Origin of the sequence: Flavobacterium sp. CSZ, assembly GCF_015350725.1 — a bacterium.
Taxonomy (GTDB): Bacteria; Bacteroidota; Bacteroidia; order Flavobacteriales; family Flavobacteriaceae; genus Flavobacterium.
Map to the genome: position 1 here is coordinate 107386 of NZ_JADKPQ010000019.1, position 19573 is coordinate 126958.

16 protein-coding genes are annotated in these 19573 nt (G+C 32.9%); 6 read left to right on the forward strand and 10 right to left on the reverse strand.

Translation table 11 applies throughout. The annotated features are described in order from the left end of the window. The gene (locus tag IRZ78_RS20155) at nucleotides 1–678 is read right to left on the reverse strand and encodes a peptidoglycan DD-metalloendopeptidase family protein (protein ID WP_194618233.1); all 678 of its coding nucleotides are present in this window, start codon (nucleotides 676–678) and stop codon (nucleotides 1–3) included. Nucleotides 679–690: 12 nt separating this feature from the next. Next, on the reverse strand, nucleotides 691–1356 hold the full coding sequence (locus IRZ78_RS20160) for a fused MFS/spermidine synthase (protein WP_194618234.1): 666 nt from the start codon (nucleotides 1354–1356) through the stop codon (nucleotides 691–693). A gap of 65 nt (nucleotides 1357–1421) precedes the next feature. Here IRZ78_RS20160 and IRZ78_RS20165 point away from each other — a divergent pair, with 65 nt between their 5' ends. After that, complete coding sequence (locus IRZ78_RS20165; protein ID WP_194618235.1) at nucleotides 1422–1973, forward strand: 1-acyl-sn-glycerol-3-phosphate acyltransferase; 552 nt, start codon at nucleotides 1422–1424, stop codon at nucleotides 1971–1973. A gap of 83 nt (nucleotides 1974–2056) precedes the next feature. Here IRZ78_RS20165 and IRZ78_RS20170 read toward each other — a convergent pair whose 3' ends face one another. Beyond that, complete coding sequence (locus IRZ78_RS20170; protein ID WP_194618236.1) at nucleotides 2057–2509, reverse strand: helix-turn-helix transcriptional regulator; 453 nt, start codon at nucleotides 2507–2509, stop codon at nucleotides 2057–2059. A gap of 312 nt (nucleotides 2510–2821) precedes the next feature. Here IRZ78_RS20170 and IRZ78_RS20175 point away from each other — a divergent pair, with 312 nt between their 5' ends. The 4 genes from IRZ78_RS20175 to IRZ78_RS20190 all read left to right on the forward strand — a co-directional run bounded on the left by IRZ78_RS20175 (nucleotide 2822) and on the right by IRZ78_RS20190 (nucleotide 7756). Beyond that, nucleotides 2822–3976, forward strand: a complete 1155-nt coding sequence (locus IRZ78_RS20175) for a M14 metallopeptidase family protein (RefSeq protein WP_194618237.1) — start codon at nucleotides 2822–2824, stop codon at nucleotides 3974–3976. 77 nt (nucleotides 3977–4053) lie between these two features. Further along, nucleotides 4054–4533 carry a winged helix-turn-helix transcriptional regulator gene (locus IRZ78_RS20180; protein WP_008468989.1) on the forward strand — a complete coding sequence of 160 codons (480 nt, stop codon included), beginning with the start codon at nucleotides 4054–4056 and terminating at the stop codon, nucleotides 4531–4533. A gap of 87 nt (nucleotides 4534–4620) precedes the next feature. Further along, entirely contained in the window at nucleotides 4621–7206 is a 2586-nt protein-coding gene (locus tag IRZ78_RS20185) for a phosphoenolpyruvate carboxylase (RefSeq protein ID WP_194618238.1), read from the forward strand. Nucleotides 7207–7240: 34 nt separating this feature from the next. Further along, on the forward strand, nucleotides 7241–7756 hold the full coding sequence (locus tag IRZ78_RS20190) for a DinB family protein (protein WP_194618239.1): 516 nt from the start codon (nucleotides 7241–7243) through the stop codon (nucleotides 7754–7756). Nucleotides 7757–8120: 364 nt separating this feature from the next. Here IRZ78_RS20190 and recQ read toward each other — a convergent pair whose 3' ends face one another. From recQ to aroB, 5 genes are all read right to left on the reverse strand, one after another. After that, nucleotides 8121–10229 carry a DNA helicase RecQ gene (gene recQ, locus IRZ78_RS20195; RefSeq protein ID WP_194618240.1) on the reverse strand — a complete coding sequence of 703 codons (2109 nt, stop codon included), beginning with the start codon at nucleotides 10227–10229 and terminating at the stop codon, nucleotides 8121–8123. 142 nt (nucleotides 10230–10371) lie between these two features. Further along, on the reverse strand, nucleotides 10372–10779 hold the full coding sequence (locus tag IRZ78_RS20200; RefSeq protein ID WP_194618241.1) for a DNA primase: 408 nt from the start codon (nucleotides 10777–10779) through the stop codon (nucleotides 10372–10374). Between the two features lie 7 nt (nucleotides 10780–10786). Then, nucleotides 10787–11755 (reverse strand): deoxyhypusine synthase family protein, encoded by a 969-nt coding sequence (locus IRZ78_RS20205; protein WP_007811609.1) that lies wholly within the window; start codon nucleotides 11753–11755, stop codon nucleotides 10787–10789. 108 nt (nucleotides 11756–11863) lie between these two features. Next, complete coding sequence (locus IRZ78_RS20210; RefSeq protein WP_194618242.1) at nucleotides 11864–13267, reverse strand: arginine decarboxylase; 1404 nt, start codon at nucleotides 13265–13267, stop codon at nucleotides 11864–11866. Nucleotides 13268–13565: 298 nt separating this feature from the next. Continuing rightward, a complete protein-coding gene (gene aroB, locus IRZ78_RS20215; protein ID WP_194618243.1) occupies nucleotides 13566–14633 on the reverse strand; it encodes a 3-dehydroquinate synthase in 1068 nt (355 codons plus the stop codon). A gap of 271 nt (nucleotides 14634–14904) precedes the next feature. Here aroB and IRZ78_RS20220 point away from each other — a divergent pair, with 271 nt between their 5' ends. Further along, nucleotides 14905–16074, forward strand: a complete 1170-nt coding sequence (locus tag IRZ78_RS20220) for a proline dehydrogenase family protein (RefSeq protein ID WP_194618244.1) — start codon at nucleotides 14905–14907, stop codon at nucleotides 16072–16074. A gap of 104 nt (nucleotides 16075–16178) precedes the next feature. Here IRZ78_RS20220 and IRZ78_RS20225 read toward each other — a convergent pair whose 3' ends face one another. Both IRZ78_RS20225 and IRZ78_RS20230 read right to left on the reverse strand, forming a co-directional pair. After that, nucleotides 16179–17495 (reverse strand): hypothetical protein, encoded by a 1317-nt coding sequence (locus IRZ78_RS20225; protein WP_194618245.1) that lies wholly within the window; start codon nucleotides 17493–17495, stop codon nucleotides 16179–16181. Nucleotides 17496–17533: 38 nt separating this feature from the next. Continuing rightward, nucleotides 17534–19321: an ABC transporter transmembrane domain-containing protein gene (locus tag IRZ78_RS20230; RefSeq protein WP_194618246.1), complete on the reverse strand. Its 1788-nt coding sequence runs from the start codon at nucleotides 19319–19321 to the stop codon at nucleotides 17534–17536. Between the last annotated feature and the right edge of the window lie 252 nt (nucleotides 19322–19573).

Below are 19573 nucleotides of genomic sequence, written 5' to 3' on the forward strand. Positions count from 1 at the left end.
TTAAGTAATTTTTAATAATAAGTTGGGGTCAGGACAATTTTCTATATAAAAATTCAAATCATTTGTATTGCAAACTCCCGGATAATCTCCGTTATACTCTTCGATATTTTTTATGATCTGAAAGTGTACATGAGGCGCATAATCGCCGTTTACAATTGAATCTCCAAGGGTTCCAATTTTTTGACCTTTATTAAAAAATGTCCCAACACTAAGGTTTTCTATACTTTCTAACGATAAATGTCCGAATAAAGTATAAAATTTTTCATTTTCGACGATGTGTTCCAAAATAATGGTCGGGCCATAATCTCCCAAACCAATATTGTTTTTAAAGCTGTGCACTTTTCCGCTAAGCGGTGCCAAAACCGCAGTACCTGCTTTTGTCCATAAATCGAGACCAATATGAATATTGCGTTCCGGAATAGAATCATTTTTGAAAATCGTACTTCGTTGGTACAAGGTACGACCTTCTATATAACCGCCATAGGCGACTTCGGCATTATTTTTTTCTAAGTAATTAAATATAAATGTTTCAAATTCAGTTGCATTCCCAGGTTTTTTCTCCATCAATTCGTGATTCGTTACAGATAGATCTAACGGAATGTATTTTGAAAGGTGAATATTAGAGTCAATTACTTTAGTAGGTGGAAAGGCTTTTAATATGGAGACAAGAGGTTTCATAAAATTTAATTTTTAGACGACTTTTTCGATAATTATTAATTCGTTATGTACTTCTATGCGGGGCAGCATTTTTGAAGTAAAAAATTCTGAGTTTATTTCTGAAATATATTTTCTATTACGAACATTATGGGCTTCATCTAAAATCATGGTATTAAAGAGTACAAATCCATGATTTTTTAAAAGAGAGCAAATGCGTTCGCTAAAAAAACTTTCAAACAAAAAGTTGGGCATTTTTATATCTTCAAAAATATCAATAATAATGAGATCATATTTGTTTTTTGTTTTTAAAACAAATTCGAAAGCATCATCAATTACAATTTCCAGTTGTTCTATCTGATCAAGGCTGAAGTACTGATTGGCAATCTGAATAATTTCTGAATCAATTTCGACACCTGTAATTTTGCCTTTATATTCAATTTCGTCTACAAGGGTTTTAATGACGCTCCCGCCGGCAACTCCTAATAAAAGAATGTGATCCATTTTAAGAATGGCATTGTAACCTATGTTTCTAAGACCGTATCTTAATATGCGTTGTAAACTTCCGTATGAATAATTGGTATTTTCAGAATCCAGAACCAGCTCACCATTGGCCCATGTAACTTCGATAATTTTACTTCTTTCTGATTTTTTCTTGAATATTTTTATTGGAATGATATAACTGAATAATTTTTGAATCATTTTTAAATGCTTTTACTCAAATTTACCATTTAAATCTTTTATTTTGCAACACAAAATAAATTTTAATGAAAAAACAGTTGTATAAATTCATCTTTTTTAAGCTAATGGGCTGGAAAATAGTAGGAATTGAAAATGCGGAAGTGAAAAAATGTGTGATGATGGTGATGCCCCATACAAGTAATCATGATTTTTATTTAGGAATATTTACCCGTGGCATTTCAGGACTGGAAATGAACTGGGTCGGAAAGAAGGAATTATTTAAGTTTCCGTTTGGATATTATTTTAGAAGCGCAGGAGGAGAACCTCTGGATCGTTCGGGAGGATTGAATAAAGTAGATTCGATTGCGGCTATTTTTGACAGAAAAGAAGTTTTTCGTCTGGCTGTTGCGCCCGAAGGAACCCGTAAAGAAGTAAAAGAAATCAGAAGCGGATTTTATTATATTGCAATTAAAGCAAATGTACCTATTGTCCCGGTTGCTTTTGACTGGGGAAAGAAAGAAGTGAGCTTTGCAAAACCATTTTATCCAACAGGAAATTACGAAGCAGATCTTATGATTTTAAAAAAACATTATAAAGGAGTCGTAGGTAAAATTCCTGAGAATGGCTTTCAGTTGTAAATTTTCGATGTTTTTTAAGTTACGTGAGAATCGTTTAAACGAAAAATATTTTCATTTTTTTTGGAATATGCGATTTTTTCGATCTACGGATTATAGGCCTTGAAGGTTCCGTTTTTATAAAAAATAACAATTTTCTCCATTTCACTCTCTTGAGAACTTAAATTTTGATTTTTAATTTCTGGAGAAATTCTTATTTCGGTTTTTTCAGCTTCTTTATATTGAATAGCCGAAAATAAATCTCCGCCACTTATATTTTCATTTGAAGAAATAGGAGCAGGATTTTTTGTCGTTTCTACAACTTCTTCATTGTTTTTAGGAAAACTTCCTTTTCCGTTCAAAATCCAATACAGATCAACATCAGGAAAAACTTCCATAATCTTCATCACAAAATCCAAGCTTGGTTTGTTTCTGCCAGAAAGTAGGTGAGACATACTAGAACGCTGTACGCCAATTTTATCAGCAAACGAAGAGGCATTTAAGGCATAATAGTCAAGTATTATTTCAAGACGTTTTACAAAATCATCGATGTTTACCATTGTAAATTATTGTTTTTAAAACCGTTGTTTACAAATGTAACTAAAAGAATCTAATAAAGCAATTTTACAGTTGTAAATTATCAAAAGTAAAGTATAATGTATTAATTATAACTTTAACTAATAGCACATAAGTAACTAACTACAAGTTATTTGATGTTGTTTAATTAAAATTATAACATTTGTCAACTCCTGTGTATACTAAATGATTAATAATCTTTAAAATCTTGTTTACAATTATAAATTATCTTTATTTTCAACTGTTTACAATTGTAAAAATAAAGATGTTTACTTTTGTAAACTAATCAAAAGACAATGAATTTAGAAGAATTATTTAGCCAATACAAAGAGAAAACAATAGAAGGTCGTTATTTAACATTAGATCATATTCAACCCATATTAGATAAACTAAATACTAATAATCAAGTACAAATAATTGGAAGATCGGTTTTAGACGAACCTATATATAGTTATCAAATTGGAACCGGAGAAACGCGTATTTACCTTTGGTCACAAATGCACGGAAACGAAAGCACGACCACAAAAGCCTTGTTTGACTTTATTAATGTCTTAAACAGCGGATCTGAGATTGCAGAGAAAATACTTAATACGTTTACCTTTTACTGCATTCCTATTTTAAATCCAGACGGCGCAAGGCTTTATACAAGGGAAAATGCCAATAAAATTGACTTAAACAGGGATTCACAAAACCTTACTCAACCTGAAAGCAGGGTGTTAAGAGAAGTTTTTAAGACCTTTAAACCTCATTACTGCTTTAATCTGCATGATCAGCGTACTATATTTGGTGCAGGAGATACTGGAAAACCTGCAACCGTTTCATTTTTAGCACCTTCTTATAATGAAGAAAGAGAAGTAAATGAAAACCGTTTAAAAGCTATTAATGTGATTGCCGGAATCAATGATGTATTACAAAAGCACATCCCGGGACAGGTGGGCCGATTTGATGATTCATTTAATATCAACTGTATAGGGGATACGTTTCAGTTTTTAGGAGTACCAACAATTTTATTCGAAGCAGGTCATTTTCCTCATGATTATGACCGCGAAATCACTCGAAAAATCATATTTTTCTCACTTTTTTCAAGTTTTAAACTCATTAGCGAAAACGATTTAGTTGATAACAGAATTAATGATTATTTGAATATTTCACAAAATAAAGTCGTTTTTTATGATTTTATGTATAAAAATATCAAAATAAATTATGATGGTATCGAAATTATTACGAATTTTGTCGCACAATACAAAGAAGAATTGATTGAAAATAAGATTCATTTTAACGCTTACATAGTTGAAACGGGCGAATTGGAAAATTATTTTGGACATTATGAATACGATGCAAAAGGCGCAATTTATTCTGATGACTTTAGTGGTTTTCCGAAATCGAATCAAAAAGCAGATTTTTATTTAAATAAAAATGTTAAATTTGTTAACGGATTGATAAAAAGTTAATTTTTATGTGAATTTGTTGTTTTTTATATATATTTTTATACTTTGTAATAGCAATTAGTAATATTAATTAAAGAATTATGAGTAAATTTCGTTTAGATGAAGTAGATCACCAGATTTTAGATATGTTAATAGACAATACGAGAGTTCCGTTTACTGACATTGCAAAAAAACTATTGATATCTGCTGGTACAGTGCACGTTAGGGTTAAGAAAATGGAAGACGCAGGAATAATAATGGGTTCTTCATTGGCTTTGGATTACGATAAATTAGGGTATTCATTTATTGCATACGTTGGTGTGTTCCTTAATAATACGTCTCAAACTAAATTTGTATTAGAGCGAATCAATCAAATTCCGTTCGTAACAGTAGCTTCTGTAACGACAGGAAAATTCAATATCTTTTGCAAAATTAGAGCAAAAGATACTAAGCACGCAAAAGAGGTTATCTTTATGATAGATGATATCGATGGTGTTTACAGAACAGAAACTATGATTTCATTAGAAGAAAGTATCAACGATAAGAAGCGTTTGATGCATACTATTTTTAAAAATATGTAATTTTTTCTTGAATGCTATATTAAAATATAACCTCAAGTTTATTCTTGGGGTTTTTTTATGACTAATTAACCACAACTACAATAGATTATGTACACGTTACCAAAAATTGAACGCTTTAATCAAGATGTTCTTTCAAAATACCACATTTACAATAGTGTATTTATAACATTGCCTTTTGATTCTATTGATAATACAGGAGCGCTACTTCCTTTATTTACAGAGACATGCGAAACGGGATTTAAAAAACAAGAAACACCAAAAGAAATATTCGATTTCTTCTCTAATCGATATTTAAACAATGCAACTGAGACAGATAAGATCGATTTAATGTTTCGATTTATCCAGTATACAGAACGTCAGATTGTATTGTTTGATGCCATTGAAGATGCTGCTTTTCCGGAAGTTAATAATATGGAAGGCCGCGGATCTTTGCGTGATATTAAAGAGAAATCAGACGCTAAAGAGAAAGACGATGAATTGATCGAATTCTTAGAAAATTTTAATGTCAGAACAGTTCTAACAGCGCATCCAACGCAATTTTACCCGGGACCGGTTCTGGGAATTATAAACGATTTGACCGAAGCTATTCGTTTGAATGATTTATTAAAAATAAAAGAATTACTAGCGCAATTAGGAAAAACACCTTTTATTCAGAACGAAAAACCAAATCCTTACGATGAAGCAGTTAGTTTGATCTGGTATTTAGAGAATGTTTTTTACGCTACTTCAGGCGAAATTGTTCATTATTTACAAAAAAACATTCTTCAGGGAAATGCTATTCAGAATCAATTAATAAAATTAGGATTCTGGCCAGGAGGAGATCGTGACGGAAATCCGTTTGTTACTACAGAGATTACTTTGAAAGTTGCAGAACGTTTACGTACTTCAATATTAAAGTGTTATTATATCGAAATGAGAAATTTAAAACGTAAGTTAACTTTCTCAGGAGTAGATACTTTGGTATCCGAACTTGAACATAAACTTTATCGTTCTGTTTTTTATTCTAAAGGAGAAATTTACATCACTTTAGATGAATTATTGACACAATTAAATCTTATTCGTGATATCATTATCGAAAAACACCAATCTCTTTATTTAGATGATCTGGAAGCATTTTTGGTAAAAATTAATCTTTTCGGTTTCCATTTTGCTACTTTAGATATTCGTCAGAATAGTAAGATTCATGATGCCGTATTTAAAGATGTAGTAAATCATTATTTAAATTCTGGTTCTCCGATATTTCCATCAAATTACTTTGAATTATCTGAAAGTGAAAAATTAATTGTTTTATCTAAAGTGAAGGGAGAATTAAATCCGGCTGATTTCGAAAATGAAATCACCAGATCTACTTTAGAATCCGTTCAGGCAATTAAAACAATTCAAAAAGCTAATGGTGAGTTTGGTGCTAATCGTTATATCATTAGTAATAACGAAAGCGCATTGAATGTAATGGAGACTTTTGCTATGATCAGATTGAACAATTGGGAAAATCCAACTGTAGATATTATTCCGCTTTTTGAATCTGTTGATGATTTGCAAAATGCGCACCATATTATGGAGCAATTGTATACCAATCCTGAATATTCAAAACATTTGCAGGAAAGAGGCAACAAGCAAACAATTATGTTAGGTTTCTCTGACGGAACTAAAGATGGTGGTTACCTAATGGCAAACTGGAGTATTTATCAGGCAAAAATTGCTTTAACCGAAATATCCAGAAAATACGGCATTAAAGCGATTTTCTTTGACGGACGCGGTGGACCTCCAGCTCGTGGCGGTGGAAAAACACATAAATTTTATGCTTCTTTAGGGCCAAAGATCGAAAATAATGAAATTCAGATTACGGTTCAGGGACAAACGATTAGTTCTAATTTTGGAACTTTGGATTCTTGTCGTTATAATATCGAGAATTTATTGACTGCCGGTGTAACCAATCAGGTATTTAGTAAAGAGAAAAACGAATTGAGTGCAGATGAAACTCAAATTTTAACGCAATTGGCTGATTTAGGTTATGAGAAGTACCTAAGCTTTAAAAACCATCCAAAATTCATTCCGTATTTAGAGAAAATGAGTACGTTAAAATATTACTCAAAAACTAATATCGGAAGCCGTCCATCTAAAAGAAGTAAATCTGAATCATTAGATTTTGCTGATTTAAGAGCGATTCCTTTTGTAGGTTCATGGAGTCAATTGAAACAAAATGTACCTGGATTTTTTGGAGTAGGATCAGCGTTAAAACATTTTGAAGAATCAGGACAATGGGATAAAGTACATGATTTGTATCATAATTCTTTATTCTTTAAAACATTGCTTGAAAACAGTATGATGTCGTTGGCTAAATCATTTTTGCCGTTAACAGCTTACATGAGAAATGATCCTGAATTTGGTGAATTCTGGCAAATTATTTACGATGAATTCCAGGAAACAAAACGTTTATTACTTAAAATTGCAGGACATAAAACGCTTATGGAAAACTATCCTGATGGTATAGCATCGATTCAGGTAAGAGAGCGTATTGTATTGCCATTGTTAACAATACAACAATATGCTTTGTTAAGAATTAACGAACTGAACAAAGAAAATGAGATTGATGAAGAGTTGGTAAAAGTATATGAAAAAATCGTGACGAGATCACTTTTCGGAAATACTAATGCAAGTAGAAACTCTGCATAAATTTGATTGAAAGAACTGCAAAAAAAATATAAATATGAATTCAAATCAGTTATTGGAAACAGAATATTCAGGTCCTTTTGCGAATTATGTCCGCGAAGCCGGAGAAATTAATCTGATCGAGGAATTAGAAATTTCTCTTCATGATTTTATTCGATTTGTTCAAAATATTCCATTAGATAAATTTGACTATCGCTATGCCGAAGGTAAGTGGACGATTAAGGATATCATTCAGCATTTGATTGATTGCGAGCGTATTTTTGCTTATCGTGCTTTGCGTTTTTCAAGAAATGATAAAACCGCATTACCAGGATTTGAAGAAAACGATTATGTTGACAATACCGCTGCAGGCAAAAGAAGTATTCAGGAATTACTAACTGAGCTTTCCGCGCTAAGACATTCAACTTTATTGTTTTACAAAAGTTTATCTGAAGAGCAACTTAAAAGAGTTGGAACGGCTTCAAACCATCAAATTTCTGCAGGTGCTTTGGGTTTTGTGATTATCGGACACCAAAAACACCATCAGAAAGTTTTTGAGGAAAGGTATTTATAGATCTTAGATTATTGATATAAAAAAATCCTGTGAATCAACTTCACAGGATTTTTTTTTGTTTTTTAAGTATGGAGGCTTCAGTTTGTCATCCCGAAGAACGAGGGATCTACGCAAGAAACTCCGCAAGCAAAATTACCAATCTTTGTCGAGCTACTTATGTAGATCCCTCGTTCCTCGGGATGACAACTAGACGAAAACATTATTATGAAAACAATTGCCCTAGCTCCGATAGAAGTAAAAATCCTTCTGTGGCGGTGTTCGCCACAAAAGATTGGAATGCATAGCGGGATTAGCTCCTGAAAATCTGCATTAACTAATCTTTGTCGAATTTTTTAGTGACATTGCTTCGTTCCTCGCAATGACATTACTTATTCCTCTCGACAATAGCTAATCCAAATCTAATTTTATCATACGACATTTTTTCTTCAAAATAATCATAATAAGATCGTAGAGCTGTTGGGTATTCTAGTTCTACTTGTGCTTTGTGAAGCAATTTTACTTCATCATCAGAAACAAACTGACTTAAATCGATATCATTACCGTCGACGTATAATTTTGCTAAATGTGAAACAATCGTCGTTTGTCCGAGGTTTCTTTTTCCTGCAATTTCTTCAACTGTATCACCACTTTTGAACATCTCTAAGGTTGTTTTATAGGTGTTACCTTCTTTTTTAGCTTTTGCAATTGTTTTTTTTGCATTTTCATAATACACAATCGCATCTATAAATTCCCGACCGTATTTTTCCAGTTTTACTTTACCAACACCATCAATTGCCAGAAATTCTTCGTCACTCATAGGACGAAAAGTTTCCATATGTCTTAACGCCGCATCACTAAAAATAACATAAGCCGGAACTTCTTCATCTTTAGCAATTTCATAACGTAATTTTCGAAGTATTTCAAAAAGAGAACTTTTTGCTGCTTTGGTTTTTGTTTCCTTGATTTCGTTTTTATCAATTACTTTTTTAACGACCGTATTTAGTTTTACTTTTTCACCTTCGAATAAAACTTTTTTCGCAAAAGGAGTCAGTAGGATTTTATTATGCTGATGAAAGGCAATTTCACAATATCCTAAATTGATCAACTGAATTAAATACTGATTCCAGTCGTACCATGAAATGTCAGCGCCAATTCCGTACGTTTTTAAGCTTTGATATTTTTTTTCGTAGATATACGCGTTTCTCGAGCCGCGCAGAAAATCTACAATTACCGCCAAAGGCTCAGATTCCTGTAAACGGCTAATAGCCGACAATGCTTTTTGCGCGAGAATCGTACCATCGAAAAAAGTTGGAGGATCTTTGCAAATATCGCAGTTACCGCAATTCTCTTTTACGAGTTCACCAAAGTAGGAAAGCAGAATTTTTCTTCTACAGCTCAAAGCATCGGCATATTGTTTCATTCTTTCCAGTTTTGCCAGCTGAACATCTGAGTTCAATCCTTCTGATGCAAATTTCTGAAGCTGAATTACATCAGCATAACTTTCGAACAAAACAGTTTCGGCAGGTAATCCGTCACGACCGGCACGACCAATTTCCTGATAATAGCCTTCGATATTTTTAGGTAAATTATAATGAATTACCCAACGAACATTCGATTTATCAATTCCCATTCCAAATGCAATGGTAGCACAAACCACCTGGCAATCGTCGTTTATAAACTCGTCTTGCGTTTTCGCTCGAAGTTTATTTTCTAAACCGGCGTGATATGCTTTTGCTTTAACACCGTTTTTTTGTAGTTTTAATGCAAGTTCTTCGGTAGTTTTTCGGCTTAGGCAGTAAACAATTCCGGATTCATTGGGTTTATTTTCTACAAAATCAATGATTTGCTTTACACGATCTAGTGCAGGGCGAACTTCGAGACTTAAATTTTTTCGATCAAAAGAAGCTACAAAAGTTTTTGGGTTCCTTAAATTTAGTTGTTTTGTAATATCTGTTCGGGTTGCTTTATCAGCAGTTGCAGTCAAAGCCAGAACAGGAGTAGAAGGGAAGCGGCTTTTTAAATACCCTAAATTAGTATAAGCCGGACGAAAATCGTGTCCCCATGAGGAAATACAATGCGCTTCATCAATCGCGATTAAACTGACTGTCAATTCATTAAACACAACATCCAGATAAGACAGACTTTCCGGTGCAATATAAACGAGTTTGAATTTGTTCGATTTTAAATTATCGATATAAAATTGCTGCTCCTCGCTTGATTGACTGCTATTGATATAACAAGCATTGATTCCGTTGGTTTTTAAACTGTCTACCTGATCTTTCATCAGGGCAATTAAAGGAGATATAACAATCGTAATTCCTGGTAAAACCAATGCCGGTAATTGAAAACATATCGATTTTCCTCCACCAGTAGGCATTATTGCTAAAGTATCCTGACCTGAAAGTATCGTATTAATGATAGTTTCCTGATTGGGTCTGAATTTTTCAAAACCGAAATTTTCTTTTAGTTTGGCGTGTAAAATTTCTGAATTCATAGGGCTGATATTTACTGATCATTAAATATAATAAAAAGTTTAAATGTAGTATTTTTCTTATATTTAAAAAATATGATTTTGCGCAATTAATAAAAAAAGGAACCCGAATAGAGTTCCTTTAGTTTATTTTGAAAGATAAGAATTAATCTTCGTCGTCGTCTTCATCTTCGTCAGCAATATCATCTGGATCTTTATCCTCATCGTCATCATCATCTCCGCCGTCAGTATCTGGTTTGTCTATTGCATCATCGTCATCGTCATCATCAATATCGTCATCAAGATCAAGACCTTTTACCGGTTCGATTACATCAACATCTACGTCGATATCATCGTCTTCATCGTAATTCTCGATTCTGTCAGCAAGTTTAGTACTAATTTTTACTAAATAAATAGTGTCTTCAGTACGAACTTCAACAGCTTCGATCAATTCGTTTTTAGCATTTCTAAAACGGATTACATCCGAATCATCATAACCATCAGGAAATTTCTCTACCAAAAGGTTCAAAATTTCGTTGGTAAGTTTAGCGTAGTCTACTATAACTCTTTTCATAAATATCCTATAAATCTAATAAGTAAGCAAAAATTAACGGAGCAACAATTGTAGCATCCGACTCAATAATAAATTTTGGAGTTTTAATATCTAATTTACCCCAAGTGATTTTCTCGTTTGGAACCGCTCCGGAATATGATCCGTAACTTGTTGTTGAATCTGAAATTTGACAGAAATAACTCCAAAACGGAATATCATGCATCTCCATATCCTGATACAACATTGGCACCACGCAAATAGGGAAATCTCCTGCAATACCACCACCAATTTGGAAAAATCCAATTCCGTTTGTGCTATTTTTTGGATACCAATCTGCAAGGAATGTCATGTATTCAATTCCTGATTTCATGGTAGAAGCTTTTAAGTCTCCTTTGATCACGTATGAAGCAAAGATGTTCCCCATCGTACTATCTTCCCAACCTGGTACAATAATAGGTAAGTTTTTCTCTGCAGCTGCATACATCCAGCTATCTTTTAAATCTATTTCGTAATATTCTTCTAAAACGCCAGATAACAACATTTTATACATGAATTCATGCGGAAAATAACGTTCTCCTTTGTCATCAGCATCTTTCCAGATTTTATAAATGTGTTTTTGTAAACGACGAAATGCTTCGTGTTCAGGGATACAAGTATCTGTAACACGGTTTAATCCTCTTTCAAGTAAAGCCCATTCGTCTTCTGGTGTTAAATCACGGTAGTTTGGCACTCTTTCGTAGTGAGAGTGTGCTACTAAATTCATGATGTCTTCTTCTAGATTGGCTCCAGTACATGAAATAATCTGTACTTTATCTTGTCTAATTATTTCGGCAAAAATTTTACCAATTTCTGCTGTACTCATAGCGCCAGCCATACTTACCATCATTTTTGCACCATTTGCCAATTGTTGTTCGTATGCTTTTGCAGCATCAACTAAAGAAGCAGAGTTAAAGTGTAAATAATGTTTTTCAATAAACTGACTGATTGGTCCTTTCATTTTGTTTTTGTTTTTTTTTGTTTTTTTTGAATTAAAAGTTTAACCTTTTAGATGGTACTGCAAATTAATAATTTTATAGATATTAACATTTAATTTACAGGTTTTTTTTTATACTTTTTTAGTATAACCTAAAATCTTCAATACATCGTCAGAAGTTTGCTGTTCTGAGAAAACTTCAGTGGCTAAAATGCCGTTTTCGTCGCGATCTATTAAAATATGTTTAGGCTGCGGAATCAAACAGTGGTGTAAACCTCCGTAACCTCCAATGGTTTCCTGATATGCACCAGTATTAAAGAAACCAATATATAATGGCTTTTCTTTGTTGTATTTAGGCAAATAAATAGCGTTCATATTTTGCTCTGAGTTGTAATAATCGTCACTATCACAAGTCAAACCTCCTAATAAAACCCGTTCGTAAGTATCATTCCAACGGTTCACCGCCAGCATGATAAAACGTTTGTTTATAGCCCAAGTATCCGGCAAAGTAGTAATGAAAGACGAATCGATCATATTCCATTTTTCTCTATCATTTTGTTGTTTTTGATACAAAATCTGATAGATAGCGCCACCGCTTTCACCTACAGTAAATGATCCAAATTCAGTAAAAATATTAGGAACATCAACTTCGGCTTCATCGCATGCTATTTTGATCTGATTGATAATTTCATCAATCATGTATTGGTAATCATATTCGAAAGCCAATGAATTTTTAATTGGAAAACCACCTCCAATGTTCAAGCCATCAAGAGTAGGGCATTCCTTTTTAAGTGCAATGTATACTTTGATACATTTTACCAACTCATTCCAGTAATATGACGTATCGTTTATCCCGGTATTGATAAAAAAGTGAAGCATTTTAAGCTCTAATTTATCATTTTCCTGAATTTGTTTTTTATAGAACGAAACTATGTTTTTGTATCCAATACCTAATCTTGATGTATAAAACTCAAATTTAGGCTCTTCCTCAGCTGCAATACGAATTCCAATTTTGAATTTCCCCTTAATTTCAGCCTGCAACAAATCCAGTTCTTCATAATTATCAATAATCGGAATAGTATTTTTATGTCCGTTATTGATTAATCGTGCAATATTACTGATGTATTCGTCTCTTTTAAAACCATTACAAATGACATAAGTACTTTTGTTGATTTTACCATTTTCAAGCAAATTCTCTACAATATTAACATCAAAAGCTGATGATGTTTCGATGTGAATGTTATTCTTGAATGCCTCATTCATAATATATTCAAAATGAGAGCTTTTCGTGCAATAACAATAGTAGTATTTTGCTTCGTATTTGTTTTTTTCCATCGATTTTCTGAACCAGGCTTTTGCCTTGTTGATGTTTTCAGAAATCTGTGGTAAATAAGTAAATTTTAATGGTGTACCGTATTGTTCAACCAATTTCATCAAATCAATATTGTGAAATTGTAAGTTGTCTTTGTTTAATTTAAATTCCGTTTGTGGAAAATAGTAAGTTTGATTAATTAGATCAGAATATTTTGTATTCATTTATTTTTCGATATTTAGAATTGTGATTTTTTAATTTAGTAAACTGTGCTAAATCTAAAATTCAAACCCTAATATTCGCAAATACAATTTGCAGTTTTTCGTGTTCTGCTTTTGAACATTGAAAAACATCAAAACAAAGCGGACTTTTACTATTATAAAAACGGTTCAACATCCTTAGTAAGGAACTATTGAGTCGGTTTCTATAAGAACTGAATTGTCTTTGTTTATTGTTTGTTTTCATCGTGGCAAATGTAAAAAATAATATATACCTAAAGCAAAGCTTTTTATTAAAAAAAGTTTAAGATTTATAATCTTGAAACGCGTCTAGAATCAATTTATTTTCAACGGATTGATTAATTTTTATTTTTCCGATTCCTTCAATTAAGGCAAATTGAATCAAACCGTATTCATTTTTTTTGTCGTGAATCAGCAATTCAAGGATCGGATCGATGTCATTTTCTTCTATTACAACATCGTCATAAATGCTTTTAATCGCCGTTTTAATTTCGGCATATTCTTCTGCCGTGATTAAGTTTTTATGCAAAGAGATGTAACTTTCCAAAATCATTCCAATTGCAATGGCTTCACCGTGTAGCAATGTTTTTTTTGATTCACTTTCTAAAAAATAACTTTCTATAGCATGACCTAATGTGTGACCAAAATTCAATGCTTTACGAATATTTTTTTCTGTTGGATCCTGAATTACAATATCATTCTTAATTTCTACAGAACGATAGATTAATTCATCAAAATCAGCGAAATCAATGGCTTTTAAATCTAAAAATTGTTTCCAGTATGCTGCATCATATATAAGGCCATGTTTTAGCATTTCGGCCAATCCTGAACGCATTTCACTTTGTGGCAAAGTCTCAAGATATTGAGTATCAATTAATACCATTTGAGGCACATTGATTACGCCAATTTGGTTTTTAAGATTTCCTAAATCTACTCCGGTTTTTCCTCCTACAGAAGCGTCAACCATAGATAATAAGGTAGTTGGGATGTTTATAAAATCTACTCCGCGTTTGAACGTTGAAGCTACAAATCCGCCTAAATCAGTTACAACGCCGCCACCAAGATTAATGACAAGCGATTTTCTATCAGCGCCAAGTTCTGTAAGTACTTTCCAGATTTCAATACAGGTTTCGATATTCTTATTGATTTCGCCCGATTCAAATTCTATAATTTCTATTGTTAAATCGGTTTCAAGTAAAGGCAAAAATTTTGGTAAACAATACTCATTTGTTTCATTATCAACTATAATAAACAAATTAGAGTATTTATTTTCTTTTAAATGGTTATTTAGGGCTTCGTAAGCATTTTGGTTAAAATGTACGAGATAATTATTAGCTTGAATAGATTGCATATTTCTGTAGTTAATTGAAAGCGCAAAATAAGGCATTTTTAACTAAATAATATTCAAAGTTTTGTTCTAATTTGTTTTAAAATGAATGATTCTAATTAAGGTTTAGGTTATTTGTTTCTAATTTTTTAAAACCAATATTTCATAATAACGTAAAGTCTTACTTAATAAATTAAGGTATGACATAATTTTGTTATCAATATTCAAAATTATGCTATGTTTTAGTAAATAATATTCAAAACTCTATCTATATTTGCACAAAAAACTGACCTTAATGGAAAAAATATTCGATAACACTCAAGTTGCATTTTCGTTAAAAAGCGATACAGAACTTGACAGAGCTTATTTTCTTTTTAAAATGATCGACAGCCAGCCCTTGGTAAGAATAGGAACTGCTGTTACCAATTTTGCTATAAAAGCAAATCTTCCGGTAGAAGGATTAATTCGTGCAACTGTTTTTGACCATTTTTGTGGTGGTGTAAACGAGAATGACTGCCTTGGTGTAGTAGACAAAATGTTTACCAAAGGTGTTTCGTCTGTATTGGATTATTCTGTTGAAGGAAAAGAAGAGGAAGAGCAGTTTGATGCGGCATTAGAAATGACTTTAAGAACAGTTGATTTTGCCAAAGAACGCCTTGCAATTCCGTTTGCTGTATTTAAACCAACTGGTTTAGGACGTTTTGAATTGTATGAGAAACTGGGCGAGAAACAAACCTTAAATCCGGCTGAACAGGAAGAATGGAATAGAGTAGTAGCCCGTTTTGACAAAATATGCAGTGAAGCGCATAAAAAAGATGTGGCATTATTGATTGATGGTGAGGAAAGCTGGATGCAGGATGCTGCTGATGATTTGGTTACCGAAATGATGCGCAAATACAACAAAGAAAAAACCATAGTATTCAACACGTTGCAAATGTACCGTTGGGATCGTTTGGATTACCTGAAAAAGCTGCATGAAGTTGCTAAAAAAGAAGGTTTCTTTATTGGAATGAAGCTGGTTCGCGGTGCTTATATGGAAAAAGAAAACAAACGTGCGGAAGAGAAAAATTATGTTTCGCCAATTTGTGTTTCTAAAGAAGCTACAGATATTAATTATGATGCTGCTGTACATTATATGCTAGAGCATTTGGAAATAATGTCAATTTTTGCAGGAACTCACAACGAATTGAGTTCTTATAAATTGATGGAAATGATGCAGGAAAAAGGAATTGCCAAAAATGATAATAAAATCTGGTTTGGACAATTGTATGGAATGAGCGATAATATTAGTTACAACCTTGCCGAAAACGGCTATAATGTGGCTAAATATCTACCATTTGGACCTGTAAAAGATGTTATGCCGTACTTGATACGTCGTGCTGAAGAAAACACTTCTGTAGCTGGTCAAACAAGCCGCGAATTGTCTATGATTAAAGCAGAACGTAAACGTAGAAAAGGGAAATAGTTTTTACGTCTCAGTCCCGGTTTACGGTTTTACATAAAAAAATCCAAATTCCAATTGTTATGATTGGAATTTGGATTTTTTTTATTGGATTTTTTATTTTTTGTTTAGAATGAAACCTGACATTGTAAAACAACCATTCCTAAACGATCTGTCTGAGTGTATTTAGGATTCAAAAGCGATTTGTCATAAACAGCTCTGTTTTGGTAATTCAAACTGAATTTAGGTCCAAAAGTTCCTGTTGTATAATAATTGGCTCCAATTTCATACATCGACATTGGTGTATCTAAAGCTTCTAAATCGGCAATTTGTGCGGCTAAATAAGGCTGAAAACGCCCTTTGCTTGATGCGTTAGCCGAATTTTTGAATAAGTAACCAACTTGCGCGTAATAGATATTTCCTGTTCCAACGCCAATAAAACCGGTTCCGGAACCATTTAATAAGGCAGGATCTGCAATCGCAGGATTGGGAATGGAGATAAATTGCGTGTAATTTTTTCCGTAATTGTTATTATTAAAAGCAGCATAAGCAGTAATGGCAGATCCATTATCACCAATTGGACTATCATAAAAAACATCCAATCCCAAGACTTTCATATCATCATGATACACCAAGCCTAAACCATCAGTATCCAAACGCCACATTGCATTGGCTTGTGTCATATAACCCAATCCCAAATTGAAAACCTTTTTGGTTCCTAAATAAGTACCCCTGTTATACGCCTCCAGATTTTGTTCTTTTTCTAAGAAATGATAAGTCAAAATCCCTGCAAATTGCGCTCTCGGAGTTTCCGGGCTTACAGTAGAATTAAAACCAATAGTAGTATTTGTATTTCTGTACGGATTTGTAACGGCAACTCTATAACTTAAATCACCAAGATATCCTTTTGCATAAATACTTAAATTACGATTACCAAAAGTAGAGGATATATTAGCAATTTGCTGATACATTGGAGTATCTAAAGTCAACTGAGTCGCAGAACTATTAGATGAATAACGTGTTGTTCCTGATCCCCAACTTGTTAACCCTCCACCAATATGAAGTTTTTCGCTAAAATGATATTCTCCCAAGGCATCCATTACAGAAAGTGGTGCATTTGAAGGTCCGTTATTTTGAGTAAAATTAATATTATTTTGCCCTAACTGAAGGTGAAAAAAGATATTATCAGTAAGCATTCCCATGGCTTGCAAGCGCAGACGTCTAATTACAATATCATAGGCGTCATTAACTTCTGTAGTTCCAATTTTACTATTAGGATTCAATTCTGAATACCTTCCCCAAACCTGAAGATTCATTCCAAATTTGATGTATTTAGTTCCATCAGGAGTGATATTTACAACGTTAAAAGGTTTTTCTTGTGCAAGAACAGTTATAGTGTTTAGGATAATAAATAATAAAATTAGGGCGAGTCTTAAATGTGGCATTTAGTTGTATTTAAAATTAATTATAGGCTTTTAGTTTATTAATAGTTGCTAAACTGAAGGTTACTTAGGTTTTTATAAGTACCATTTTCAAGATTTATTAATTCCTGATGCGTACCTTCTTCGGTTATTTTTCCATTATCCAAAACTAAAATTTTATCAGCATTTCTAATAGTCGACAAACGGTGAGCAATAATAATACTTGTTCTTCCTTCCATCAATACTTCTAACGCTTCCTGAACTAATTTTTCACTTTCACTATCTAAAGATGATGTCGCTTCGTCTAAAATTAAAATACTCGGGTTTTTAAGCAATGCTCTGGCAATAGCAATACGCTGACGCTGACCTCCTGATAATTTTACGCCGCGTTCTCCTACGACAGTTTCAAATTTCTCTGGGAAACCTTCAACAAAATTCAATGCATTGGCTTGTTTTGCAGCAAGCATAATCTCATCGTCAGTTGCATCTGGTTTTCCGTAGGCAATATTTTCTTTTATGGTTCCGCCAAATAAAATAACATCCTGAGGTACAATACTCATGTTGCCACGAAGGTTTTCTAAATCATAATCATAGATATTTTTTCCATCAACTGTAATTTCTCCTGACTCAATATCGTAAAAACGCAATAATAAAGAAGATATCGTCGATTTTCCTGCTCCACTTGGCCCAACAATGGCAATTTTCTGTCCGAATTCAGCACTAAAGTTTACATCTTTTAAAACTTGTACTTCTTTTCTTGAAGCATAACTAAAAGCAACATTTTTAAAAGAAACATTTCCTTTTATTTTTTCTAATGGAGTTGCGTTTTGTATAGCATTGATCTTCTCCGGAGTTTCTTCTAATAATTCAAAAACTCTTTCTGTAGCTCCAATTGCTTTTTGAATTTGTGCATATAACTCGGCAATTCCTCCAAAAGAAGCACCAACAAATGTAGAATACAATACAAATGAGATCAACTGTCCTACGCTCATTTCACCGGCAATACTCAAGCGTACGCCATACCAAACTACAGCTACGATAGCGCCAAACAAACAGAATATGATAAAGGATGCAAAATAACCACGGTATTTACCGCCTTTGATAGCCAGTTTTACCACTTCACTTATTTTTCCTTTGTAACGGGCAACTTCGTACCATTCATTGGCAAAAGCTTTTACGATACTAATTCCCTGCATGGTTTCTTCGACAATTACTTGGCTTTCTGCCACCTGATCTTGTACTTGTTTAGAATATTTTCTAATAAAACGACCAAAGATTACAGCAGCAACAGCTACGAGAGGAACTACGGCCAACATTAATAAAGTCAATTTAAAGCTTTCTGTAGCCAATAAAATAACTCCGCCAATAATTAGTATAAACTGACGTAAGAACTCCGCAATTGTTGATGTTAAGGTATCTTGTATCTGAGTAATATCTGCACTAATACGGCTGTTTAGTTCTCCAACTCTTTTTTGAGAAAAGAAGGTCATTGGCAGTTTTACCAAATTGGTGTATAAGGACAAACGCAGGTTTGCTAATGTGTTTTCGGTGAAATTGACGAATAATGATAATCTGAAGAAAGAGCAAAACGACTGCAAAAACAGGATTACGATTAATCCCAATGCGATTTGATTGGCCTGATCGTTATTTTTGTTTTTGACACAATCAATCAACATTCCCATTAACTTAGGAAAGGCGAGGGCAGTGGCTCCAGTAAGTAACAAGAAAACCAACCCGACATAAAATTTCCATTGGTGTTTTCCGGCGTATTTGAATATTATGGTTGCTTTGTTAAGTGAAGTAGCGGTAATTTTTGATTTTGGTAAATCATTTTCTTTAAATCTTGCCATTTGAGTATACAATTAAGGTACGCAAATATAGGATTATAGCAAGTGAACACAAAACAATATTATAAATTAGGCTTGTGGATTTGTGTTTTTAACTAAAAGCTAAAAAAAAACATTTTTTCTTTCGATTTTAATGAACTGAATAATAGATTAATAAAAATAAAGGTTAAAATAAAATCAATTTTTTTAAATTTTATAGTTGTAAATATAAAATCTAGCTGTAAATTTGCATGGCAATCACAAACGATAGTAACC